Origin of the sequence: Caballeronia eucalypticola (assembly GCF_047608185.1) — a bacterium.
Classification (GTDB): Bacteria; Pseudomonadota; Gammaproteobacteria; order Burkholderiales; family Burkholderiaceae; genus Caballeronia.
The window spans coordinates 13188-33358 of sequence record NZ_JBLKRU010000043.1; the positions used below are offsets into that span (position 1 = coordinate 13188).

16 protein-coding genes are annotated in these 20171 nt (G+C 60.2%); 5 read left to right on the plus strand and 11 right to left on the minus strand.

Annotated elements, in window-relative coordinates; translation table 11 throughout:
* Nucleotide 1: 1 nt before the first annotated feature.
* The 3 genes from ACMX25_RS32345 to ACMX25_RS32355 are packed head-to-tail and all read right to left on the minus strand — an operon-like array spanning nt 2 to nt 3564.
* On the minus strand, nt 2–910 hold the full coding sequence (locus ACMX25_RS32345; RefSeq protein ID WP_414953981.1) for an ABC transporter permease: 909 nt from the start codon (nt 908–910) through the stop codon (nt 2–4).
* Between the two features lie 33 nt (nt 911–943).
* On the minus strand, nt 944–1891 hold the full coding sequence (locus ACMX25_RS32350) for an ABC transporter permease (RefSeq protein ID WP_414953982.1): 948 nt from the start codon (nt 1889–1891) through the stop codon (nt 944–946).
* Nucleotides 1888–3564 carry an ABC transporter substrate-binding protein gene (locus tag ACMX25_RS32355; protein WP_414953983.1) on the minus strand — a complete coding sequence of 559 codons (1677 nt, stop codon included), beginning with the start codon at nt 3562–3564 and terminating at the stop codon, nt 1888–1890. Before ACMX25_RS32355 ends, ACMX25_RS32350 begins: the two co-directional genes overlap by 4 nt.
* Nucleotides 3565–4036: 472 nt before the next feature.
* Between ACMX25_RS32355 and ACMX25_RS32360 the strand changes: the two genes are divergently transcribed.
* Nucleotides 4037–5287 carry an SfnB family sulfur acquisition oxidoreductase gene (locus tag ACMX25_RS32360; RefSeq protein WP_414953984.1) on the plus strand — a complete coding sequence of 417 codons (1251 nt, stop codon included), beginning with the start codon at nt 4037–4039 and terminating at the stop codon, nt 5285–5287.
* Between the two features lie 3 nt (nt 5288–5290).
* Nucleotides 5291–6550 carry an SfnB family sulfur acquisition oxidoreductase gene (locus ACMX25_RS32365; protein WP_414953985.1) on the plus strand — a complete coding sequence of 420 codons (1260 nt, stop codon included), beginning with the start codon at nt 5291–5293 and terminating at the stop codon, nt 6548–6550.
* A gap of 20 nt (nt 6551–6570) precedes the next feature.
* Here the strand turns inward: ACMX25_RS32365 and ACMX25_RS32370 are convergent, their stop codons facing one another.
* From ACMX25_RS32370 to ACMX25_RS32400, 7 genes are all read right to left on the minus strand, one after another.
* A complete protein-coding gene (locus ACMX25_RS32370) occupies nt 6571–7443 on the minus strand; it encodes an ABC transporter permease (protein ID WP_414953986.1) in 873 nt (290 codons plus the stop codon).
* Complete coding sequence (locus ACMX25_RS32375; protein WP_414954015.1) at nt 7440–8450, minus strand: ABC transporter permease; 1011 nt, start codon at nt 8448–8450, stop codon at nt 7440–7442. The genes ACMX25_RS32370 and ACMX25_RS32375 overlap by 4 nt, the downstream gene beginning before the upstream one ends.
* Before the next feature lie 14 nt (nt 8451–8464).
* Nucleotides 8465–10183 (minus strand): ABC transporter substrate-binding protein, encoded by a 1719-nt coding sequence (locus ACMX25_RS32380; protein ID WP_414953987.1) that lies wholly within the window; start codon nt 10181–10183, stop codon nt 8465–8467.
* Entirely contained in the window at nt 10122–11855 is a 1734-nt protein-coding gene (locus tag ACMX25_RS32385) for an ABC transporter ATP-binding protein (protein ID WP_414953988.1), read from the minus strand. Before ACMX25_RS32385 ends, ACMX25_RS32380 begins: the two co-directional genes overlap by 62 nt.
* 481 nt (nt 11856–12336) lie before the next feature.
* The gene (locus tag ACMX25_RS32390) at nt 12337–13548 is read right to left on the minus strand and encodes an acyl-CoA dehydrogenase family protein (protein ID WP_414953989.1); all 1212 of its coding nucleotides are present in this window, start codon (nt 13546–13548) and stop codon (nt 12337–12339) included.
* Nucleotides 13549–13609: 61 nt separating this feature from the next.
* Nucleotides 13610–15217, minus strand: a complete 1608-nt coding sequence (locus ACMX25_RS32395; protein WP_414953990.1) for an ABC transporter substrate-binding protein — start codon at nt 15215–15217, stop codon at nt 13610–13612.
* Between the two features lie 62 nt (nt 15218–15279).
* Nucleotides 15280–15495, minus strand: a complete 216-nt coding sequence (locus tag ACMX25_RS32400; protein ID WP_414953991.1) for a hypothetical protein — start codon at nt 15493–15495, stop codon at nt 15280–15282.
* 430 nt (nt 15496–15925) lie between these two features.
* Between ACMX25_RS32400 and ACMX25_RS32405 the strand changes: the two genes are divergently transcribed.
* On the plus strand, nt 15926–17434 hold the full coding sequence (locus ACMX25_RS32405) for an amidohydrolase family protein (protein WP_414953992.1): 1509 nt from the start codon (nt 15926–15928) through the stop codon (nt 17432–17434).
* Nucleotides 17435–17461: 27 nt separating this feature from the next.
* Nucleotides 17462–18325: an NADPH-dependent oxidoreductase gene (locus ACMX25_RS32410; RefSeq protein ID WP_414953993.1), complete on the plus strand. Its 864-nt coding sequence runs from the start codon at nt 17462–17464 to the stop codon at nt 18323–18325.
* Between the two features lie 73 nt (nt 18326–18398).
* Here the strand turns inward: ACMX25_RS32410 and ACMX25_RS32415 are convergent, their stop codons facing one another.
* Nucleotides 18399–19355: a sulfonate ABC transporter substrate-binding protein gene (locus ACMX25_RS32415; RefSeq protein ID WP_414953994.1), complete on the minus strand. Its 957-nt coding sequence runs from the start codon at nt 19353–19355 to the stop codon at nt 18399–18401.
* A gap of 408 nt (nt 19356–19763) precedes the next feature.
* Between ACMX25_RS32415 and ACMX25_RS32420 the strand changes: the two genes are divergently transcribed.
* Nucleotides 19764–20144: a hypothetical protein gene (locus tag ACMX25_RS32420; protein ID WP_414953995.1), complete on the plus strand. Its 381-nt coding sequence runs from the start codon at nt 19764–19766 to the stop codon at nt 20142–20144.
* Nucleotides 20145–20171 lie beyond the last annotated feature (27 nt).

The window sequence follows — 20171 nt, forward strand, 5'->3', positions numbered from 1 at the left end:
GTTAATCGCGAGGATCGAGCACGTCGCGCAATCCGTCCCCGAACCAGTTGAACGCGAGTGCGAATGCGACGATCACCAACGCAGGCAGGGTGGCGACATGACCGCCGCCGAGCAGCATCAACCGGGCGCCTTCGCCGACCATGCGGCCCCAGTCAGCCGTGGGCGGCTGTACGCCAAGCCCGAGAAAACTCAGGCCCGCGAGGAACACGATCATTCCTCCGATCAACGTCGTGCCATACACCGCCACCGACGTCATCACGTTGGGCAGGATCTCCCGCGCGACGATTTCGAACGACGACGCGCCCAGCGCGCGTGCCGCCTCTACGTATTCCTTATCGCGCTCGGCCCGCACCTCGGCATAGACCACTCGCGTGACATAGGGCAGTGCGCAAAACAGCACCGTCACGGTCACCGTGATGATGCCCGGACCGAAAGTCGTAGCCAGGTTGATCGCAAACAGGATCATCGGAAAGGCGAACAGGATGTCGATAAAACGCATCACCACCGCGCTCACACGGCTTCGTGAATAGCCTGCGTACAAGCCGAGCAAAAGGCTGAGCACGCATGCACCGAACACGGCGGGGATCACTACGACAAGCGATGTCCTGCCGCCCCAGATCAGACGGCTTAGCATGTCGCGCCCTTGAGCGTCCATGCCAAGCAGATGGCCCGGCGTGCCGATGCCGCCGAGGCGCAGAACAGGATCGGCTGCGTTCGGGTCATAGGGTGCGAGCCAGGGCGCGGCCCCTGAAACAGCGAAGACGAGCAGGATGAAGAGCAGGCCGCACAAGGCAAGTCCATTCGATGCCAGCCGCGTGGCTGCCGCGCTCAGGCGTGAAGGTGCGAACCGCTCGCACGCGCTGCAGGCTTCGGCGTAGACTTTTTCCCGAACCAGTTCTGACGGTGGCATCGAGGGGTTCCTATACAAAATTGCAGGAAGACATCAAGCGCCAAGACGCGGATTGAGCAGGTCGAGGGCGATGTCGGTCAGAAGATTCACGCCCACAAAACACGCGGCGACCAGCATGACGCCGGCTTGTGTCATCGGATAGTCGCGGCCCGCTGCGGCCACATACAGTTGCGAACCCAGGCCGGGCCACGCGAATACGTTCTCCACCAGGATCACGCCGCTTAGCAAATAACCTATCTGCAAGCCCGTCACGTTGATGACCGGACTAAGCAGGTTGCGTCCCATGTGACGCCGCAAAATCCGGGCGCGCGAAAATCCCAGAGAGCGATAGGTACGGATGTAATCCGCTGCTGCGATATCGATCACGCTTGCCCTCACAAGCCGTGCAAGAATCAGCATCGAAATGAGTGCTGCCGAAAATGCCGGCAGCACAAGATGGCGCAGCAGGTCGGGCAGGCCGCCGTCGCCGCGCAAGTCCGCAATGCCGGATGATGGCAGCCAGTGAAGCTTGAGCGCGAACAGCCACATCAGCACAAGTCCGAGCCAGAACACCGGCATGTTATGGCCGATCTGAATCACGAACATGGACCAGGAATCCCCTTTCGATCCGCGGTTCAAACCGGACACGACGCCCACCGCAACACCGCACACCACGCAGATCAGCGTTGCCGCGGCAGTGAGGATCGCGGTGTTGACGAAGGCTGGCCCGAGCACGGCCATGACCGGTACCTTGAGGACGATGGAGTTACCCCAGTGACCGCTAAGCAGATGCGACAGCCAGATGAAATACTGCGCCACGAGCGGCCGGTCGAAGCCATATTCGTGCCGCAGGGCGTCGATGGACGATTGCGGCATTTGCCCCGTGAGCGCGTTTGAGATCGGGTCGCCCGGCGCCAGGTGTGCCGAGAGAAACACCAGCACCGAGATGGTCAGGAAAACTGGAACGGCCTGTGCCAGACGACTGATGATGGTGCGTGTCATGTTGTAAGCCACACCCGGCTCAGGTCGTACCAGTTCTGTGCCGGCGCGTTGAAGCCCCTGACCTTGGCGCTTGTTGCGAAGTAACGGGTGAACGTCAGAAGAGGCACGACGCCAGCCTGCTTCTGCAACAAGCCATTCGCGCTTTTCCATAGCGGGATGGCCTTCGCCTCGTCGGCTTCGACCGATGCCACGTCGATCGCTGCCGCTAGTTCCGGCCCAAGCAGGTCCTCGCCGCCACGCGCCACGACGTACCCCTGGTACACAATACGCAGCCATAGCGGCGTGACGAAGCCCCATTCCATGCTGGCAAGCGCGATGTCGTCGGAGAGGTGGGGGAGATTGGACGTATAGGTCAGCCACTCCTGCGAGAGGATCTTCACGGTGATGCCAACCTTGGCGAGATCGCGCTGGATCCATTCGATGGACGGCTGGTTCGCCTCGTCAGTGGCAATCGTGAAGCTGATGTCGCCGTCCTTGAACCCTGCGGCGCTCAGGAGGCGGCGTGCTGCAACGGGATCGAAGGCGAAGTCTTTCTGCGCGGGATCGTAAGCCGAGTTGCCAGGATTGAGAATGCTGTAGGCCGCAATCGCGTGACCCTTGAACAGCGTCTTGGCCAGGCCGTCGCGGTCGATCGACTGGATGATTGCCTGCCTGACACGCACGTCCTGCACGAACTTGTTCTTGAAGTTCCAGCCAAGATAGAGCAAACCCGCGCCAGTGCTCTCCGGCACCGCATAGCCGCCCGATGACAGCGGTTGAACCGCGTCGGCAGGCGTGCGTGTAAGGATATCGATCTCGCCTGCCTGGAGTGCGGCAAGGCGCGTGGAGTCGTCCGTGATGGGCCGGAAAACAATTTTGTCCACATAGGGACGTGGCCCCCAGTACTGTTCGTTGCGTGCGAGTTCGGTTTTCTCCCCGTGGACTCGCGTGACCAGCCTGAACGGTCCTGTACCCGCGGCATGTTCGGCAAGACCGTCCTGGCCCCAGGTCTTGAGCGCCTCGGGACTGAAAATTCCCGACACGTAATTGCCTTGCGGCAACATCCGCGGGAAGTCGCGGAACGGCCGGTTGAAGACGTAACGTACGGTGTAGTCGTCCACTACGTCGAAGGACTTCAAGTCGCCGTACACCGCTTTCATGAAGGCGTTGGCCTTGACATCGTAGTACTCGAAACTCTTGTCGTGGAAGCGGCGCACGTTGAACGCCACGGCTTGCGCGTCGAACGGCGTGCCGTCGTGAAACTTCACGCCGTGGCGGAGCTTGAACGTGAACGTGGTTGCATCGTCGCTCACCTGCCAGCTTTCAGCCAGCGCTGGAATCAAGGGCGGCGGCCCCTCGGACGATGGCTGACTGAGATCCTCGCCCACCAGCGACTCGTAAATGTGCCGGTCAACGCGATAGGTTTCCCACGAGTATTGATGGTTGGGGTCATAGACGGTCGGCTCCTGATACTCGCCGACGACCAGGGTTCCACCAACCCGAGGCGTACCGCCGGAAGAAGAGGATGCGAGCGCAACAGTGCCCCCTTTACCTTGCGTACTGGCCGTGTGAATCAAACCATAACCAATCACGCCTACACCGACTAAGGCGCCGCCAACAATGAAATTCCGGCGTCCATTTGAATTCCGTGATTTTTTCTTGGGCTGTGAATCCTCTGGACCACTATCTGACATCTTGCTGATTCCTTCGAGTTTCTGGATAGAGTGCCGACATGCGGTGCTGGCGTCCGCTGTAAATGCGTTTTCGTCAACGCGGCGGTGCTGCTTGAACGGCACAACAGATGGCAAACCTGAACGCTACGGTGCGCGTGAAGCGTTAGCAACGAAGGATTTGTGCGAAAGATATGAGGTTCGTGGCGCGCTGGTTTGCGAGGTGCGCAAGACGGGAAGACATCTCCTGCGTTTTCATTCTCAATGTCAGCCGGCTGATCAGGTTGCCGCCCCCTCCCAAACTAATCTCGATTGCAGATAAGCAATTTCCATTTTGATAGTATGCCCGTGTCGCCGGCGCTGTTCCAATTGAGAACGAGGACCCGTTTTTGGGACTTCCTCTTTGCGGTAATTGCACCGCTTCGGTGATTGGCAGAAGACATTGGCAATAGCCAAAATCGAAAGCCTGCAAGCAATCTTTGAATCTGGAACACTCATGTCGACCCGTACCGTCGCAGGCGCTGAATTGCGCTTGCCCAACCTTCCCGATCCAGAGCGCGTGCAGCATATTTCCGGCGGCGCACAAGCGCTGGACGCAGCTCGCCGCCTCGCCGATCAATTCGCACCTGGCGCCGCGAGCCGGGATCGAGAGCGCTTGCTCCCTTGGGCTGAGCTCGATCTATGGTCCGAAAGCGGCCTCGGCACCATCACGGTACCGCGCGAATACGGCGGCGCTGACGTGTCGCTTGCTACGCTTGCCGAAGTATTCGTCATACTGTGCGCGGCCGATCCTGCCTTGGGGCAGATTCCGCAGAATCATTTCGGTGTGCTGGGTGTATTGCGCGAGATCGGCACACACGCTCAGAAACTGCGACTGTACAACGAGGTAATGGCTGGACGGCGGCTAGGCAATGCCGGACCGGAGCGCCGCTCCGCGGAGTCTTCGACCATTCTTCAGGGCACCACGCGCCTGCGTACGATCCCTGATGGTTTGCGCCTGGATGGCCGGCGGTTTTATTCCACGGGCGCACTGTTCGCGCATCGCGTGCCGACTCGCGCGACTGACGACGAGGGCCGGGCCGTTCAGGTCTGGGTGCCGCGTGACGCACCGGGCCTGAGTGTGATCGATGACTGGAGTTCGTTCGGTCAACGGACCACCGCCAGCGGCAGCGTGGTGTTCGATAACGTCGCCATTGACCCGCAAGACGTGCTCCCAATCTGGCAACTAGCGGATCGCCCCGGCCTGTACGGTCCGACATCACAACTGATTCAGGCCGCGATCGACCAGGGCATCGCGGAAGCGGCGGTGGCCGATGCCATCGCTTTCGTGCGCGAACGCGCACGGCCGTGGATTGATTCAGGCCTGGAGCACGCGGTGGATGATCCGTACATCATCGCGGATGTCGGCCGCCTGCAAATTGACTTGCATGCTGCCCACGAAGTCCTGCTCGAGACCGGCCATACCCTGGATGCGATCGCTTCAAGCCCACTTGACGCAGAGTCGAGCGCACGCGCTTCGGTGGCCGTGGCTGAAGCCAAGGTATTGACTACTCGCATTGCGCTCGAGGCGAGTGAAAAACTGTTCGAGCTGGCCGGCTCCTCCGCCACGCGCGCGGCCCATAACCTCGATCGTCACTGGCGCAATGCCCGTACTCACACACTTCATGATCCGGTGCGCTGGAAGTCGCATCTGATCGGTAACTACCATCTCAACGATGTACTGCCCACGCGGCACTCCTGGAACTAAGCCATGACTTTTTTCGAATCCGAGGGGAGAACGGCTGCTGCGCTCGCAGGACCGACCCCCAGCCCACGTCCCGTTCGCGCACCCGATCTGGTCAAAGACGACGCGCAGGCGCTGGATGTTGCGAAACGGCTCGCCGATGAATTCGCGCCCGATGCGGCGCTGCGTGACCGTAAGCGCCGCTTGCCATGGGCCGAGCTCGATGCCTTTGTGCTGAGTGGCCTGTGGGGCATCACGGTGCCGCGCGCATACGGTGGCGCAGACGTAAGCAACGGCGTGCTGGCAGAAGTGACAGCGATCATCTCTGCAGCCGATGGGTCTCTCGGCCAGATTCCGCAAAATCATTACTACGCGCTCGAGGTCTTGCGAGTGGGCGGCAGCCACGCACAAAAGCGCTTCTTTTACGAGCGTGTCCTGGCGGGTGAACGCTTTGGCAATGCGCTCGCCGAGATCGGCAACAAGGACTTCAAGCGTCGCACGCGTCTCACGCGCGCGCCGGGCGACTGGCATATCGACGGCCAGAAATTTTATTGCACCGGCGCGCTCTATGCGCACTGGATTCCGACACTGGTAGTGGCGGATGACGATGGCCGTGACGTGACGTACCTGGTATTCGTACCGCGTGCAGCGCAGGGCGTGAGCGTGACCGACGACTGGGATGGCTTCGGCCAGCGGGTGACTGGCAGCGGCTCAGTTCGCTTCGACCACGTAGCGGTGCAACCGGAATGGGTCATACCGTCTCAAACCTCGTTCGATCGGCCCACTACCATTGGACCGCTGGCGCAGATCATCCACGCGGCTATCGACCTGGGTCAGGCGCGTGGCGCGTTCGAGGCGAGCTTGCCGTTCATCCGCGAGCGTTCGCGACCGTGGATCGACGCGAAGGTCGCGCGTGCCAGTGACGACCCGCTGACGATCGCCCAGGTGGGGGATCTCGCGGTGCGCCTTCGTGCAGCGGAGGCTTTAGTGCGAAGAGCCGGGCGCGCAGTCGACGCGGCGCAAGCCGAGCCCACCGAGCGTTCGGTGGCGCAAGCTTCCATCGCGGTGGCCGAGGCGCGTGCGCTGACCACCACTGCTTCACTCGATGCCGGCTCGCGCCTGTTCGAACTCGCCGGTACCGCGGCGACGCTCGATGGTCTTGGTCTCGACCGCTTCTGGCGCAATGCGCGCACCCACACACTGCATGACCCGGTGCGCTGGAAGTATCACGCCATCGGGAACTTCTATCTCAACGAAAAGCTTCCGCCTCGGCATGGCGCGCTTTGAAGCTTGGGTGGCGCCTGCCGTTACAGCCGCACTGCCTGCACGTCGGGCGCCACACCGGCGCCGCGTTTTCTTCGCAGCCGCGGATTGAACGCCGTGTGCAGCGCGTCGCTCAGGAGGTTGAGCCCTAGCACGGTCAATGCAATCGCGGAGCCCGGCACGGCGATCATGTACCAGGCAGTGCGCAACGCTTCGCGCCCCGTGCCGACCATCGAACCCCAGCTCACTACATTCGGGTCACCGAGGCCCAGGAACGACAACGCGGCTTCCGACAGGATCGCATTGGCAACCAGCAGGGCCGTGGAGACGAGAATGGGCGTCATCGCGTTCGGCAGGATTTCGATGAAGATCAAATGCGCATCGCTTGCGCCTATCGCGACGCTCGCGCTCACGAATTCGCGCTCTCGCAACACGATGAATTCGCCCCGCGTCAGGCGCGCGATGCTGGGCCATGCCGTCACGCCGAGCGCAAAAACAATAGTGGTAAGCGATGGCGTCAGAATGGCGACAAGAATAATGGCGAGCAGGAAGGGCGGTACGGTCTGGAAAAATTCGGTGATCGCCATGAGAAGCTGATCGATCAGACCTCCGAAATAACCTGCAATGCCACCAATCAGAATGCCTAGAACGAGTGCGATAACGGCGACAGATCCGCCCACGTACAACGAGACGCGCGCCCCGTGAAAGAGCCCCGCGAGCAAGTCGCGCCCCATCAGGTCCGTGCCGAGCGGGAAACCGCTGGTAGCGCCCGGCCACTGATAGGGCGCGGCCACCATGTCGAGGGGATCGCCGGGGAAAAGCCAGTTTGCCGATAGCGCCGCGCCCACGGCCAGCACGAGCAGAAGGACCCCGAAGAACGCCGACGGTTGGCCAAAAAAATGCAGGATTTTTTTCATTGCCGATGCCTCGTACGCGGATCAATCAAGCCATAAAGCAGGTCTACGACCAGATTCAGCACGACTACCAGAACAGCAGACAGCAGCAACACGCCGACCAGCAGATTCACGTCCCGGCTCTTGATCGCTTCAAACGAAAGCTGCCCGAGTCCCGGCCAGCCGAACACCGTTTCCACGATGATCGAGCCACCGAGCAACGCACTGCTCTGCAGGCCCAGCATGGTGAGAACGGGCAGCACGGCATGACGTAATGCGTGGTGCGTCACCACGTACCACGGTCGTCCTCCCTTGGCGCGAGCGGTGCGAATGAAGTCTTCCTGGAGCGTCTCGATCATCGACGCGCGGGACAATCGTGCGAAGACAGCGACGTAATAAAGCACGAGTGTGGCGGCAGGCAGCACCAGATGACGCAGCCGGTCGAGCAGCAGCCCGAAGCCATGATGAGCAATATTCGTATCGACGATACCGCCAATCGGCAGCCATTCGAGGTGCACGCCGAACACCACGATGAGCATCAGCGCCGTCCAGAACATGGGCGCGGAATAGCCGAGGGTTGCAAGCGTGGATAAAAGCGTGTCGACGAAACCATGCGGCCGGCGTGCGGCGAGCACGCCCAGCAGCACGCCGAGTAGCACCGAGATAACCAGTGCTGTGCCGGTCAACACCAGCGTGGCCGGCAAGCGCTCGAATATCAGCGTTGCGACCGGCTCGCCAAAGCGAAACGAAAAGCCGAGATCGAGCCGTAGTGCATGCCCGACGTAATGGAGCAACTGCCACGCGACACTGTGGTTAAGCCCGTAAGCTTCACGAAGCTCGGCCACATACTGCGGCGAAACATTACCGCTTTCGCTCGCGATGACATCGACGAGATCGCCCGGCATCAGCTTGAGCAGCACGAAGTTGAGCACCGTGGTGCCGAGCAAAACCAGCACCAGTCGAATCAGGCGGCGCCGGACCCTACGCCCGGCGATGCGTCCAGCAATGCGTCCGACAATTCCGGATGTCATTTGCAGCATGGTCGCTAAGCCTTGTCGAACCAGACTCGCGCAAAATTGGCACGCGAATGGCTGGCGGTATCGGTGACGTTGCGCAGGTTTTTAGCCCATACGCCAAACCAGCGGAACTCAAACAGGTTGATGAGCGACAGATCGCGTTGAGCGATCTTTTGCAACTGGAAGTACAGGTCGCGTCGTTTGGCCGGATCGGTTTCCGTTTGCGCTGCTTCGATCACATGGTCCATCTCGGGGCTTGTATAGCCGGACGCGTTGAACCAGGGCGTGCCTTTGGCTTCCGCTTTCGACCAGTAATGCTGCTCGATGCCGATCTGCGGATCCAGGCCGTCGGTGCCCCAACTGCTGATGAGCTGGAAGTTGTAGTCGGTGAATACGTTCTTGATCCAGGTCGGCAGATCCTGTCCGCGCAACGTTACGTCGATACCGACCCGACGCAGCGCCTGACGCACGAACTCACCGGTGCGGCGATAGTCGTCGCCATACGGAATGAAGTCGTGGTTGAGCTTGAAGCGCCACCCGTCCGCTTGCTTGGGGAAGCCCGCTTTGTCGAGCAGGGTTTCGGCAAGCTTGGGATCGTACGGATACTGCTGCGTGTCGGGCGTATAGAACGCCTTCACCAGCGATGATTCCGGCCCCGTGGCGGGCACGGCGTAGCCGCCCCACACAGTCTTGACCAGTACGTCGCGGTTGATCGCGTGGGCGATCGCCTGACGAACTTCGAGCTTGGCGAGAATGGGGTCGCGCAGGTTCGGTTCGAGCCAGAACCACGCCGCGTAGCCGTTATACCCTTCCCGCGATACCACGAGGTTCGGCAGCGTGGCAAGCCGGTCCGCATCCGCGAACGTCACCGGGTTGCGCTCGCCATATTGCGCGGCGCCGGTTTCGAGCGCGGTCGCGCGACCGGACACGTCAGGTGTGATCTTCCACGTCAGGCGGTCGAGATACGGCTGACCGGGCGCCCAGTATTTGTCGTTGCGATCCAGCACGATGCGGTCCCCGCGCAGCCATTCCTTGAACACGAATGGCCCGGTTCCCACCGGTTTGTTGTTGTACGGATTGTTGCGGATATCCGTGTTTTCGTAGAGATGCTTCGGCAGGATCGGCGTGCCGAGCGAATCGAGAATACCGAAGGTCGCGGGCGTCGATTTCGACAGATGCAGGACGACCGTGTGCGCATCGGGCGTGTCGATTTTCGTCAGGAATTGCAGCACGCGGCGCGATGCCGGGCTGATCTTGAGCCAGACTTCCTCGGCGGAAAATTTCACGTCGGCGGCGGTGAATGGCTGGCCGTCGTGCCAGGTCGCGTTCTGCCGCAGCTTGAAGGTCCAGGTGAGGCTGTCGGGCGAGACTGTCCAGCTTTCCGCTAATTGCGGACGCGGCTTGAGGTCTGGACCGTATTCAACCAGGCCATCGAAGATCTTGCTGGCGACTGCGCCAATCATGGTCGCGGAATTCACAAAGAACGCGAGGGTCGGCGGTTCCGGATGGATCACTGCGGTCAACGTGCCACCGCGCTTGGCGCCCTCCAGCGTAATCGGCAGCGGTTCGGTCAATGCCCACGCTTCACCGGTGAACATGAACGGCGTGGCCGCGCCCGCGAGCAATGCGCCGGCACCTTTGAGCAAACGCCGCCGCTTGAGATCGGCGACGGTCGCGCCTAGCGGGTCATCGCGAAACAGGAGCGTCGAGGTCGAAGGCGGGAGTGGCTTGGGGCGCTTGGATGTCACGATGAATTTTCCTTGTGGTGAACGGGGACGGCACATGCGAAGTGGGTACGGCGTCGATCAGGGTGCGGGTGTAGGGATGCTGTGGTGAGGTCCAGATGGAGTGGTGGTCCCCGGTTTCGACAAGACGTCCTGCTTGCATCACGAGCACGCGATCAGCGATATAACGGACGACAGAAAGGTCATGCGAGATGAAGAGCAGGGCGAGTCCCAGCTCGGCCTTGAGGTCGGCCAAGAGATCAAGAATTTGCGCTTGTATCGATACGTCCAGCGCCGACACCGGTTCGTCGCAGATCACCAGTTCAGGTTCGAGCACGAGCGCTCGCGCGATACCTATGCGTTGTCGTTGGCCGCCGGAAAACTCGTGCGGGTAGCGGCGCAGTGCTGAAGAGGGCAGGCCTACCGCATCGACTATGCGGCGAATTTTTGATTCGCGTTCACGCCGTTGCGACACGCCATGAATTGCCAAAGCAAAGCCCAGTGTCCGTTCAACGGTGTGACGCGGATTGAGTGAACCGTACGGGTCCTGAAAGATCATCTGCACGCGTTTGCGGTACGGACGCAATGCCCGTCGCCGGCGATGCGTGATGTCGTCGCCATCGAATACGATACTGCCGCCGCTCGGTTCCAGGAGTCGCGTCAACGCGCGGGAAAGCGATGACTTTCCGCAGCCCGATTCCCCGACGAGTCCAACGGTCTCGCCTTCTCGAATGTCGAACGAAACGCCGTCGACTGCGCGCACGCTGCGACCCGAGCCCGCGCCGGGATAGTCGACCTGCAAGCCGTTGACCTGGAGGAGGATGCACGAGTCTTCGGGTGTCGCCGTTGCGTCGGTGGCTGGCAGCCGCTCGCTGATCGTCTCTGTCAGGCGGGCATCACGATAATGCAGTCCCGCGCCGAAGTGCAGCGAGGCGCCAAGCAGTGCACGGGTGTACGGCTGGGAAGGATGCGCGAACAATGTTGCGGTGCCGGCTTCCTCCACCTTCGTGCCGTCCTTCATCACGATCACGCGGTCGGCCCAGCGCGCGACGACACCAAGGTCGTGCGTGATCAGCAAGACGGCCATCGACAACTCGCGTCGCAACTGATCGATGAGTTCGAGAATTTGCGCCTGGATGGTGACGTCGAGCGCGGTCGTGGGTTCGTCGGCAATCAGCAGGCCTGGACGGCACGCTACCGCGATTGCGATCATCACGCGTTGTCGCTGGCCGCCGGAAAGCTGGTGCGGATAATGATCGAAGCGCAGTGCCGGATCGGGAAGGCGCACAAGACCCAGAAGCTCGAGCGCCTGTTTGCGCGCAGCTGAAAACGACATCGGCCGATGCAGCGTCAGCGCCTCGGCGACTTGTCGCCCGATTGGCTGAAGCGGGTTGAGCGACGTCATTGGCTCCTGGAAAATCATGCCGATGCGGTTTCCCCTTAGGGCGCTCCATTCGCGCTCTCGCAGTGTGAGCAGTGCCTGGCCTTCGAAACGTATTGATCCTTCTACATGCGCTTGCGCCGGCAGAAGTCCCATTGCAGCCAGTGCAATCGTTGATTTGCCACTGCCCGATTCACCGACCAGCGCCAGCATTTCACCGTGTTTAATGGAGAGATCGATGGGGTGAACGGCCGGACGTCCGCCAAACGACACGGCCAGCTTGTTCAGTTCGAGCAGGGGAGTTGTCGGGTTCATGTCTACAGTCGCCGCTCTCTGACGCGGGAGCCGATCACACTGTTTCCGCTGCTGTTTGCATCGACGAGATGCTCGATAGTCGAAAGCCGTCGTTTAAGCAGATAAGGTGCTTCGCAAGTTGGGTGTAGGCTGATGTCGAAGGCATGACGGCTGCCGGAACGCACCTTGAAAGCGCACAGAGGGATGTTTTGGCTCATGGTGGGCCACGCGACGGACTAAAGAAATGAAAGAGGAGCGATCGCATTGCGTTTGGTAATACGCGCGTAGCATGCGAGCGACGAAGCAGGATCGCAAGGATGGCATGGTTACACTTTTTGGCTAACCATCGAATTGACATTTGCTTTCCATGAAAACGATGTGAGCGCGGCACAGTCGACGTGGAATACGCGGCATTTTTATTGGCCGGGATGTCGACGAGTCGAAACCCGTAGCAATCAGGGCTCGGTCAGAATGGCGCAGCGATCACGTCGTAGGGTGACGGCTACTCACTTCCGGAATCCTGTTGCGCGGCGTTTAGCGCGGCGCGCGCGGCCGCGCCCCGCAACAGTGGATTCGACGGCGCATGAATCCGACCGCACAGCACATTGCGATGGTGCCGCTCCAGCGGGTTGCGACGCGCCAGTCCGTGGTTGCCCGCAAGTTCAATGGCGAGTTGTACTGACTGTGCAGCGTTCTCGATGACCACATGCTTGAGCGTGCCTGCCAGCGAGTCGGGCGCTGTGCCCGCATCAAAAGCCTCGGCATGACTGCGCATCAGCCAATCGTTGGTCGCGAGCAGGATTTCGATTTGCCCCACGATCTCCTGCACGGTCGGCAGGCTGGCGAGCGCCGCACCGCCCAGCGCACTAGGGCGCCGCTGGTTCAGGAAGTCAAGGAGCCAGTCGCGTGCGGCGCGCGCGGCGCCATCGTAGACCGCGCCAAGCAAGCTGAAATACCAGGCAATGCCTTGCGCGTCGCGCTGGAGTCCAAGACGAGCAGGCTTAAGCGCGACCACATCCGCGAGCGGGATGGCAACGTCTGAAAAAATGACATCGTGGCTCGCCGAAGCGCGCATGCCGATCGGATCCCAGGTCTCCTCTATGTGTACGCCCCGCGCATCGCGAGGCACCAGGAAATGGCCGAGTCGCGGTTCGTCCTCGTCGGTCCGCGCCAGCACATTGATCCAGGACAGCAGTGGCACGCCGGTCACGTAGATCTTGTGCCCTGACAGATGCCACTGGTTGCCTACGCGTCGAGCGACGGTTTCGGGCATGCCGCCGTGCGAGGGCGAGCCGAGCGCCGCTTCGACTTGGGCTGCATTGATCAGCGAGCGTCCCATGACGGATTCATCCGTGAGCCGACGTATAAGGTGAGCGGGCCAGTCAGCATCGCAGCTTCTTGCGGATCGGGCAATCGCAGCGTGCTGCGCGTAGTGCATGGCAAGGATCAGCGCGACCGATGGATCGCCTTGGGCTATCGCGCCCACCACGGCGCGCGCTACCGCAAGGCCCGCACCATAGCCACCAGCGGATTGCGCGATTGTGAGTCTTAACAATCCGGCTGCGTTCAGCGCGTCGAATTGCTCGCTCGGCGGCTCGCCGGTACGGTCGTGACTGGCGGCGCTGAGCGCAAACTGACCGCCCAACTCAGTAGCTTTAATGATCAAATCCTTGTGGGAGGGAACGCGGTTGTTAGGTGCTGGGGACGTACTCATCGCGTAGGAAAACCATCCGGTAAGTGTTTAGTCATGGTTCAATGTGCTCAAGGTGCCAGTGTCAGGTCCTGGCTTCGATCCAGGTGTCCGAGAAATCGCCTGCTGCCAGGTCGATGCTGTTACTTAAATTGTGGACGCGTGCGTTATAGACCTGCAAGGAAGGCACCGTCACGAGCGGTAGCACCGGCAGGTCACGGCCCACGATGCGCTGGATCTCCCTGAATGCGGCACCCCGTTTCGGTTCATCGGTTTCGACCGCTGCCTGCCGGAACAGCTCGTCCACTTGCGGGTTTTGGTAGTGCGAAGCATTGATCCAGATCAGCGGATGTTTGACGCCGTCGGACCAGTAGATGCGCTGCACACCGACGGTCGGATCGTAGAGGCGTCCCAGCCCATTGATATTCAGGTCGAATTCGCGGGTGATGTAAGCGCGGCGCAAGAAGGTCGGCTGGTCACCGTCGAGGCTAGAGAGCTTGATGCCGACACGAGACAGAGCCGCGCGAAGATAATCCGCCGTACGCTTGAAGTCAGGCCCGGGAATAGTGGTCAGCCTGAGCGCGAAGCGCTGGCCGTCGGACTGCCTTTTATATCCCGCGTCGTCGAGTAACCGGTTCGCTGCGATCAGGTCGTAGGGGTAATGAAACGTGCTGTCGTCGTAATAGTTCGACAACGCCGCTGGGACCGGCGAATTGACCACGGTCGAGCGCTTGTAATAGATATTGTCCCTGATGAAGTTGCGATCCAGCGCCTGGGCAATCGCCTTGCGCACGTCAGGTTTGGCCAGGATCGGGCTCTCGACATTGAATTCCAGAAACGACGCATTGTTCAAGTAAGCGTCGTACGTGTTGTCTATACGAAGTTGGGCAAGCGCGGCAAGACGCCCCAGATCCGAGAGCGCCACATTGCCTGCAGCGTCCGCTTCGCCCGTCTCGAGCGCTGCGGAAATGGCGGCCTGGTCGGGAACGATCCGGTAGATGACGTGATCCAGATGCGGTGTGCCCTTGCGCCAGTAGTTCGGATTTTTGCGCAGGCTGATGTAGCTGCCGCGCACCCATTTATCGAAGATGAACGGACCGGTGCCAATAGGTGCATTCAGGTTCGGGCTAGTGAGCGGATCTCCCTCTCCATAGCGATGCTGCGGCACGATTGGCAGTTCTGCCGATGACAACGCCTTGATCAAGTAGGGCGTGGGCTTGGAAAGGACCAGCACGACCGTGAGCGGGTCCGGCGTATCAACGCGCGCCACGTTCGCCAGCGTGATGCGTCCGCGTGGTCCGAGTTTTTGTTGCGCAAGCACCGAATAGCGTACGTCAGCAGACGTAAACTCACGACCGTCATGCCATGTCACGGCAGGCCGCAGCTTGAACGTGTATTCAAGTCTGTCGGCGCTGATGACCCAGGAAGTCGCTAATAAAGGCTGGGGCTTGAACTGCGCGTCGTAGCGCAGCAATCCCTCGGTGATCTTTGCACTGATGTTGCGAATAGCGGTATTGGTGTCCAGCAGCGACACAAGCGATGGCGGCTCTTGCGGTATGGCGTAAGTCAGCGTGCCGCCCTCGACCAGCGTGCCGGATGCGGCCGCGCTGTCCGTGGCTGGCACGATCGCCGCAGCCCCGGCCGACATCAATGCGAGCGACGTGTGCAGGAACGCTCTTCGATTCAAAGTCATTTTTTATCCGCCCAAGGCGTGTTGCCCTGGCGTTGAAGTAAGTGCGCGTATGCCCCGGTAGGTCAGGCGCACCGCAGGGGGCGGTCATCGATCCACATGCGCGCCCAGCGAGTTGCATAGGCCACGGCAAGATCTGATTCGAAGAAGTAGTCGAGCTCGTCGAATACGAAGGCCGGCTTCAGTAGCGACACCTCATCCTGTATGACGAGATTGGCTGCGAATAGCCCACCGGGTAACGCTTGCGCCGCGGGTGCGACGTCATAACCCTTGTAATGCATGCTCGTTGGCCTCTGGTACCCGACGCAATTGAAAGCGACGAATCGAGGTTAGCGTGCTTGGTGAAGCGGGAGAAATAAGCATTTGGAAAAAGCAAATCCGGCTGGGGACGTCGTTGGATAGATGCAAAAGAGACGTGCTATGGCAGAGCGGCGGGCGCACTTGCACGCTTGATCATGATGAAGCTGGTCTGACTTATTGCTGGAAAACGCATATGCGTACCCGTAGCGGATTCATATTGGTAGCGTGAATTGTTAGATCCAGGCGCGTTTCTGTATAAGCAATTCTTGGGTAATGTACGCGCAGTACTCGGCTTGATTCGGCGAGGCTTAGGCCCTTGCTTGGGCGAGATGCGCAGGGCTTATGACGCGATCCAGAACCGCCTCGCATGTGAATCGAAACAAACCCCATCGATAAATTCGCAGTGCGCACATGAACGACCGTACTGCTGCCCTGCGGGCTTCCCCGTCCGCGGCGATTCGCCATCAGCTTGGTTACCCGGTAATCGACACCGACGTTCACACGAACGACTACACGCCCGCCCTTGAGGATTACGTAGCGAATTACGGTGGCGTCGGTTTAGTCGATGCGTTGCGCCGTGCATCGGGCGCGCGCCGCAACGCGACCCTGCGCGATGGCCGGGACTGGTACGAGCAGACTCCGGAGGAACGGCAGCGGCATCGCACAATCAGGTTGCCGTGGTGGGCACGGGTCACGCGCAATACGCTTGACGTGGCGACCTACCATCTTCCCGCGTTGCTCTACGAGCGCCAGGCCGAACAGGGCTCGGACTATTCGGTGCTGTTTCCCAATAACGCGCTCGCGGCGCTGGCTGCCGGCGACGACCGGCAAGCGCTCCAGCGAGCCATCAATCACTACCATGCGGACTTGTACAGGCCATTCGCGGATCATTTGACGCCGGTCGCCGGCATCCCGCTGCACACGCCGCAAGAGGGCATAGAAGAGCTTGAATTTGCGGTCAAGACACTCGGGCTCAAAGTCATCAATATTAGTGGCGGCGTCCGGCGTCCCATTCGTGCACTCGCTGAGAAATATCCTCCTGGGCAATACCCGGACATTGCGAAGCACGCGTCTTACATCGACTTCTACGGCATTGACAGCGAGTACGACTACGATCCTTTCTGGGCCAAGGTGGTTGAGCTCGGCGTGCCGGTCACCACGCATTACGGCAGTCAGGGCTGGACCGGACGCTCGTCGATCAGCAACTACATGTACAACCACATCGGCCATTTCGCGGACGCGTCGGAAGCGTTTGCGAAGGCGCTCTTTTTCGGCGGGGTGACGCGCCGTTTTCCGGCGCTGCGTGTTGCATTACTCGAGGGCGGTGCTGCATGGGGCGCGAATGTCTATATTCATCTTGCGGACCGTTTCGCAAAGCGTAGCCGCGAAGGGTTGCGACATTACGATCCTCGCGAGACGGATCGCAAGCTGCTCGTCGAACTTTTCAAAAAATATGGCGGCAGTCTGACCAAGGGCCGTGAACTCGAAGGAGAGGCGCTGATCCGTGCCACGCTTGGTTCGTCGTACACAAGTGACGCGCGGCAGCCTGCGGCGCACGAACTTGAGGATTTCGCTGCGGCCGGGATTGAGACGCTTGAAGATATCCGCTTACGTTGGGTGGACAATTTCTATTTCGGTTCCGAGTCGGACGATCGCACGATCGCCGCTGCGTTCAATGACCGTGCCAATCCGCTCGGCGCAAAAATCAACGCGATTTATTCATCGGACGTGGGTCACTGGGATGTCCCCGATCTGACCGAAGCGCTGGCGGAGAGCTGGCAACTCGTGGAGCAGGGCGTGATCAGCGAAACCGATTTCAAGGCCTACGTGTTCGACAATCCTTACAGACTCTACACGCAGGCGAACCCCGACTTCTTCAAGGGAACAGCGGTCGAATGTGCATTGGCCGGAAAACTTTGAATAACACTCTTCGCCAGGAAAAATCCAATGTCCACTGACTCCACACTTGAACGCTTGCATGATGCACCGGGTTCCGGGTCCTTCGATGCAGCATGGCATGCGCGCTACGGAACGCAGTTGGATGCGTCGCTGCCAGAATGGAACGACACGCTGGAAACGCTGCTATCGCATCGCTCCGTGCGTTCCTACCGTGATCAGCCATTACCCGACGGTACGCTCGACACGCTGATAGCGGCCGCACAGTCCGCATCAAGCTCCTCGAATTTGCAGACCTGGAGCGTCGTCGCAGTCGAGGATACTGAGCGGAAGGCGCGGCTCTCTGTTCTGGCGGGGAATCAGGCGCATATCCGGGACGCACCGTTATTGCTGGTGTGGCTCGCTGACCTTGCGAGGCTTGAGGCGGTAGCCGCGCGCGCAAGCGTCAAGCCCGAAGGACTGCATTATCTGGAGACGCTGCTGGTTGGCGTAATAGATGCGGCGCTCGCCGCGCAAAACGCGGTGGTCGCGCTTGAATCGCTTGGTCTTGGTTCAGTCTACATCGGTGCAATTCGTAACGCGCCCGAGCAGGTCGCCGCGGAATTACGCTTGCCGCCCCATGTGTTGCCGGTGTTTGGTTTGTGCGTTGGCTATGCGGACTCGAGTCGTCCGGCGCAGGTCAAGCCGCGCTTGCCGCAGTCCGTCGTGTTGCATCGCGAGCAATACGATACGCACGTGCAAGCCCCCGGCATTGCTCTCTACGACAAGATTCTTTCCACGTTCCAGGTTCAGCAAGGCCAGTCTGAAGCAACCTGGACCCAGCCGGCGGTAGAGCGTTGGCGTACCCGTGAGTCGCTGCATGGCCGTGATCGCTTGCGCGATGCTTTGGCCTCACTGGGTTTCGAATTGCGTTGAAGGTGCTGGCGTGCAATCTGTGATTTGCACGCCAGCCGTTAGACGTTTTGCCGCTTTGCACACGGTTGCTCACTCAGGACAGGACCGCTTCCTTCGTGACAATCTTGCGGGGAATCAGCTTCAGTTCGTAGAAGGTATCCGCGATCTTTTGCTGTTCGGCAAGCACGTTGTCATCGATTGGTTTGTACACGTGAGCATAGTGGCGTAAGCCTGACTCGATGATCGCGGCATCGAGGCCCTGAATGGGCGCGAGCTGAGCCGCAGCGGCCGGCCCATTCTGCTTCACCCATCGACCTTCCTTACCCAGTTCTTCCAGCGCGATTGCAATCACGTCCTTGCGCTTTTGCGCAAACTCGCGCTGACTCAAAAAGAACTGGTGATGGCTGGCCACGCCTTGCGCGTCTGCAATAAGACGGGCATTGCTCTGTCCCTCCACGGCGGCAAGAAACGGATCCCAGATGGCCCAGGCGTCAACGGCGTGCTGTTCCAGCGCAGCGCGAGCATCTGCCGGCGCCAGATAAACCGGCTGGATATCCGCAAAGTCCAGATCGTTCTTGCGCAACAGCGCGACGATAAACCAGTGGACGTCCGAGCCCTTGTTGAACGCGATCTTCTTGCCCTTGAGATCGGCAACGGCCTTGATCGGCGAGTCTTGCAGGACGACCACCCCTTCGGCGTGCGGCGTCGCAATCTCGTAAGCGGTATAGACAAAATCCGCGCCCGCGGCTTGGGCGAATACCGGCGGTGCCTCTCCAACATAGCCGAAGTCAATTGCGCCTACATTCAACCCTTCAAGCAATTGCGGACCCGCGGGAAACTCGTTCCACGTCACCTTGACACCAAGCGGCGCGAGCCGCTTCTCCAGCGCGCCGTGTGCTTTCAGGAGCACTAGCGTACTAGCCGCTTTTTGATAGCCGATCCTGAACTGGTCCGATTGATATTTGGCCCACGAGGGCAGGGCGATGCCAGCCAGGGTCGCGCCCAGTCCGGCAATAAAGGTCCTGCGTCCCCGTTGCTTCAAGTCATTCATTGTTTGCTTTCCAGTGGTAATCGCTCATCGAGACGGAGAGTGACCAAGGCGCTAAGCGATCGGCACTACGCACGCTTCTCATCCACGCACAGCCGGGCTCGCCGGGATGTGCGAAGTCAGATTTCGCGCAACGATAAAACGCGGCGCCGGCAACCACAACGATGCAATTGAAATATGCATATGGCCCTTTTGTTCGCATCGGGTCCTTGACCATCCTCGGCAGCAGCGAGACTGGTTATCGATCCGCGTCATTTTGTGAATTTCAAATGAAATTAAATTATTTCTGCTTTTTGCGCCTTGCTCTCATAGTCTTCAACAGGCAGCGTGTTCCGCTGCAATCATCATGAGAATAAATGCGCTATTGCGCGGACGTTGACGAGAAGTGAATCTGGTCTGGAGCGCCGTCCGATGTCCCACGCATCACCATCCCCTGAGAACTTGTCGCAGAAAACACTTTGGGTGCTTGGCGTCGCCATTCTGCTGGTGTGCATCGAGACGAGCTGGAAGCCCGCATCGACAAGAGACACCGCTGCCGCTGCTGCGCACCACGTCGTTATTCCGAACGACGCGCGCGCACCCGACTATGTGGTTTATCGCGCCGTCGATGACCGCACCGTTTCCTTCAGCCTGAAGGCGGGGGACGATTGTGTCTTCGTGGATGATGCGAAAAGCGTCAGTCGGGAAGGCAACACCGGAACCGCGCTCGTCCCGGTATTTTGTCCTTCTCGCGGGGCGGGATGGACCTCGCTGAACCTCTTGAAGCGTAACGAACCCGAACACGCGCGTTAATGGAACGTTCCTCGCCTTAACCGAATG

Excerpts from the sequence above, each read along its gene's own strand:
- ACMX25_RS32345 (WP_414953981.1), bottom strand. The coding sequence starts at position 910 with ATGCCACCGTCAGAACTGGTTCGGGAAAAAGTCTACGCCGAAGCCTGC.
- ACMX25_RS32350 (WP_414953982.1), bottom strand. The coding sequence starts at position 1,891 with ATGACACGCACCATCATCAGTCGTCTGGCACAGGCCGTTCCAGTTTTC.
- ACMX25_RS32355 (WP_414953983.1), bottom strand. The coding sequence starts at position 3,564 with ATGTCAGATAGTGGTCCAGAGGATTCACAGCCCAAGAAAAAATCACGG.
- ACMX25_RS32360 (WP_414953984.1), top strand. The coding sequence starts at position 4,037 with ATGTCGACCCGTACCGTCGCAGGCGCTGAATTGCGCTTGCCCAACCTT.
- ACMX25_RS32365 (WP_414953985.1), top strand. The coding sequence starts at position 5,291 with ATGACTTTTTTCGAATCCGAGGGGAGAACGGCTGCTGCGCTCGCAGGA.
- ACMX25_RS32370 (WP_414953986.1), bottom strand. The coding sequence starts at position 7,443 with ATGAAAAAAATCCTGCATTTTTTTGGCCAACCGTCGGCGTTCTTCGGG.
- ACMX25_RS32375 (WP_414954015.1), bottom strand. The coding sequence starts at position 8,450 with ATGACATCCGGAATTGTCGGACGCATTGCTGGACGCATCGCCGGGCGT.
- ACMX25_RS32385 (WP_414953988.1), bottom strand. The coding sequence starts at position 11,855 with ATGAACCCGACAACTCCCCTGCTCGAACTGAACAAGCTGGCCGTGTCG.
- ACMX25_RS32390 (WP_414953989.1), bottom strand. The coding sequence starts at position 13,548 with ATGAGTACGTCCCCAGCACCTAACAACCGCGTTCCCTCCCACAAGGAT.
- ACMX25_RS32395 (WP_414953990.1), bottom strand. The coding sequence starts at position 15,217 with ATGACTTTGAATCGAAGAGCGTTCCTGCACACGTCGCTCGCATTGATG.
- ACMX25_RS32400 (WP_414953991.1), bottom strand. The coding sequence starts at position 15,495 with ATGCATTACAAGGGTTATGACGTCGCACCCGCGGCGCAAGCGTTACCC.
- ACMX25_RS32405 (WP_414953992.1), top strand. The coding sequence starts at position 15,926 with ATGAACGACCGTACTGCTGCCCTGCGGGCTTCCCCGTCCGCGGCGATT.
- ACMX25_RS32410 (WP_414953993.1), top strand. The coding sequence starts at position 17,462 with ATGTCCACTGACTCCACACTTGAACGCTTGCATGATGCACCGGGTTCC.
- ACMX25_RS32415 (WP_414953994.1), bottom strand. The coding sequence starts at position 19,355 with ATGAATGACTTGAAGCAACGGGGACGCAGGACCTTTATTGCCGGACTG.
- ACMX25_RS32420 (WP_414953995.1), top strand. The coding sequence starts at position 19,764 with ATGTCCCACGCATCACCATCCCCTGAGAACTTGTCGCAGAAAACACTT.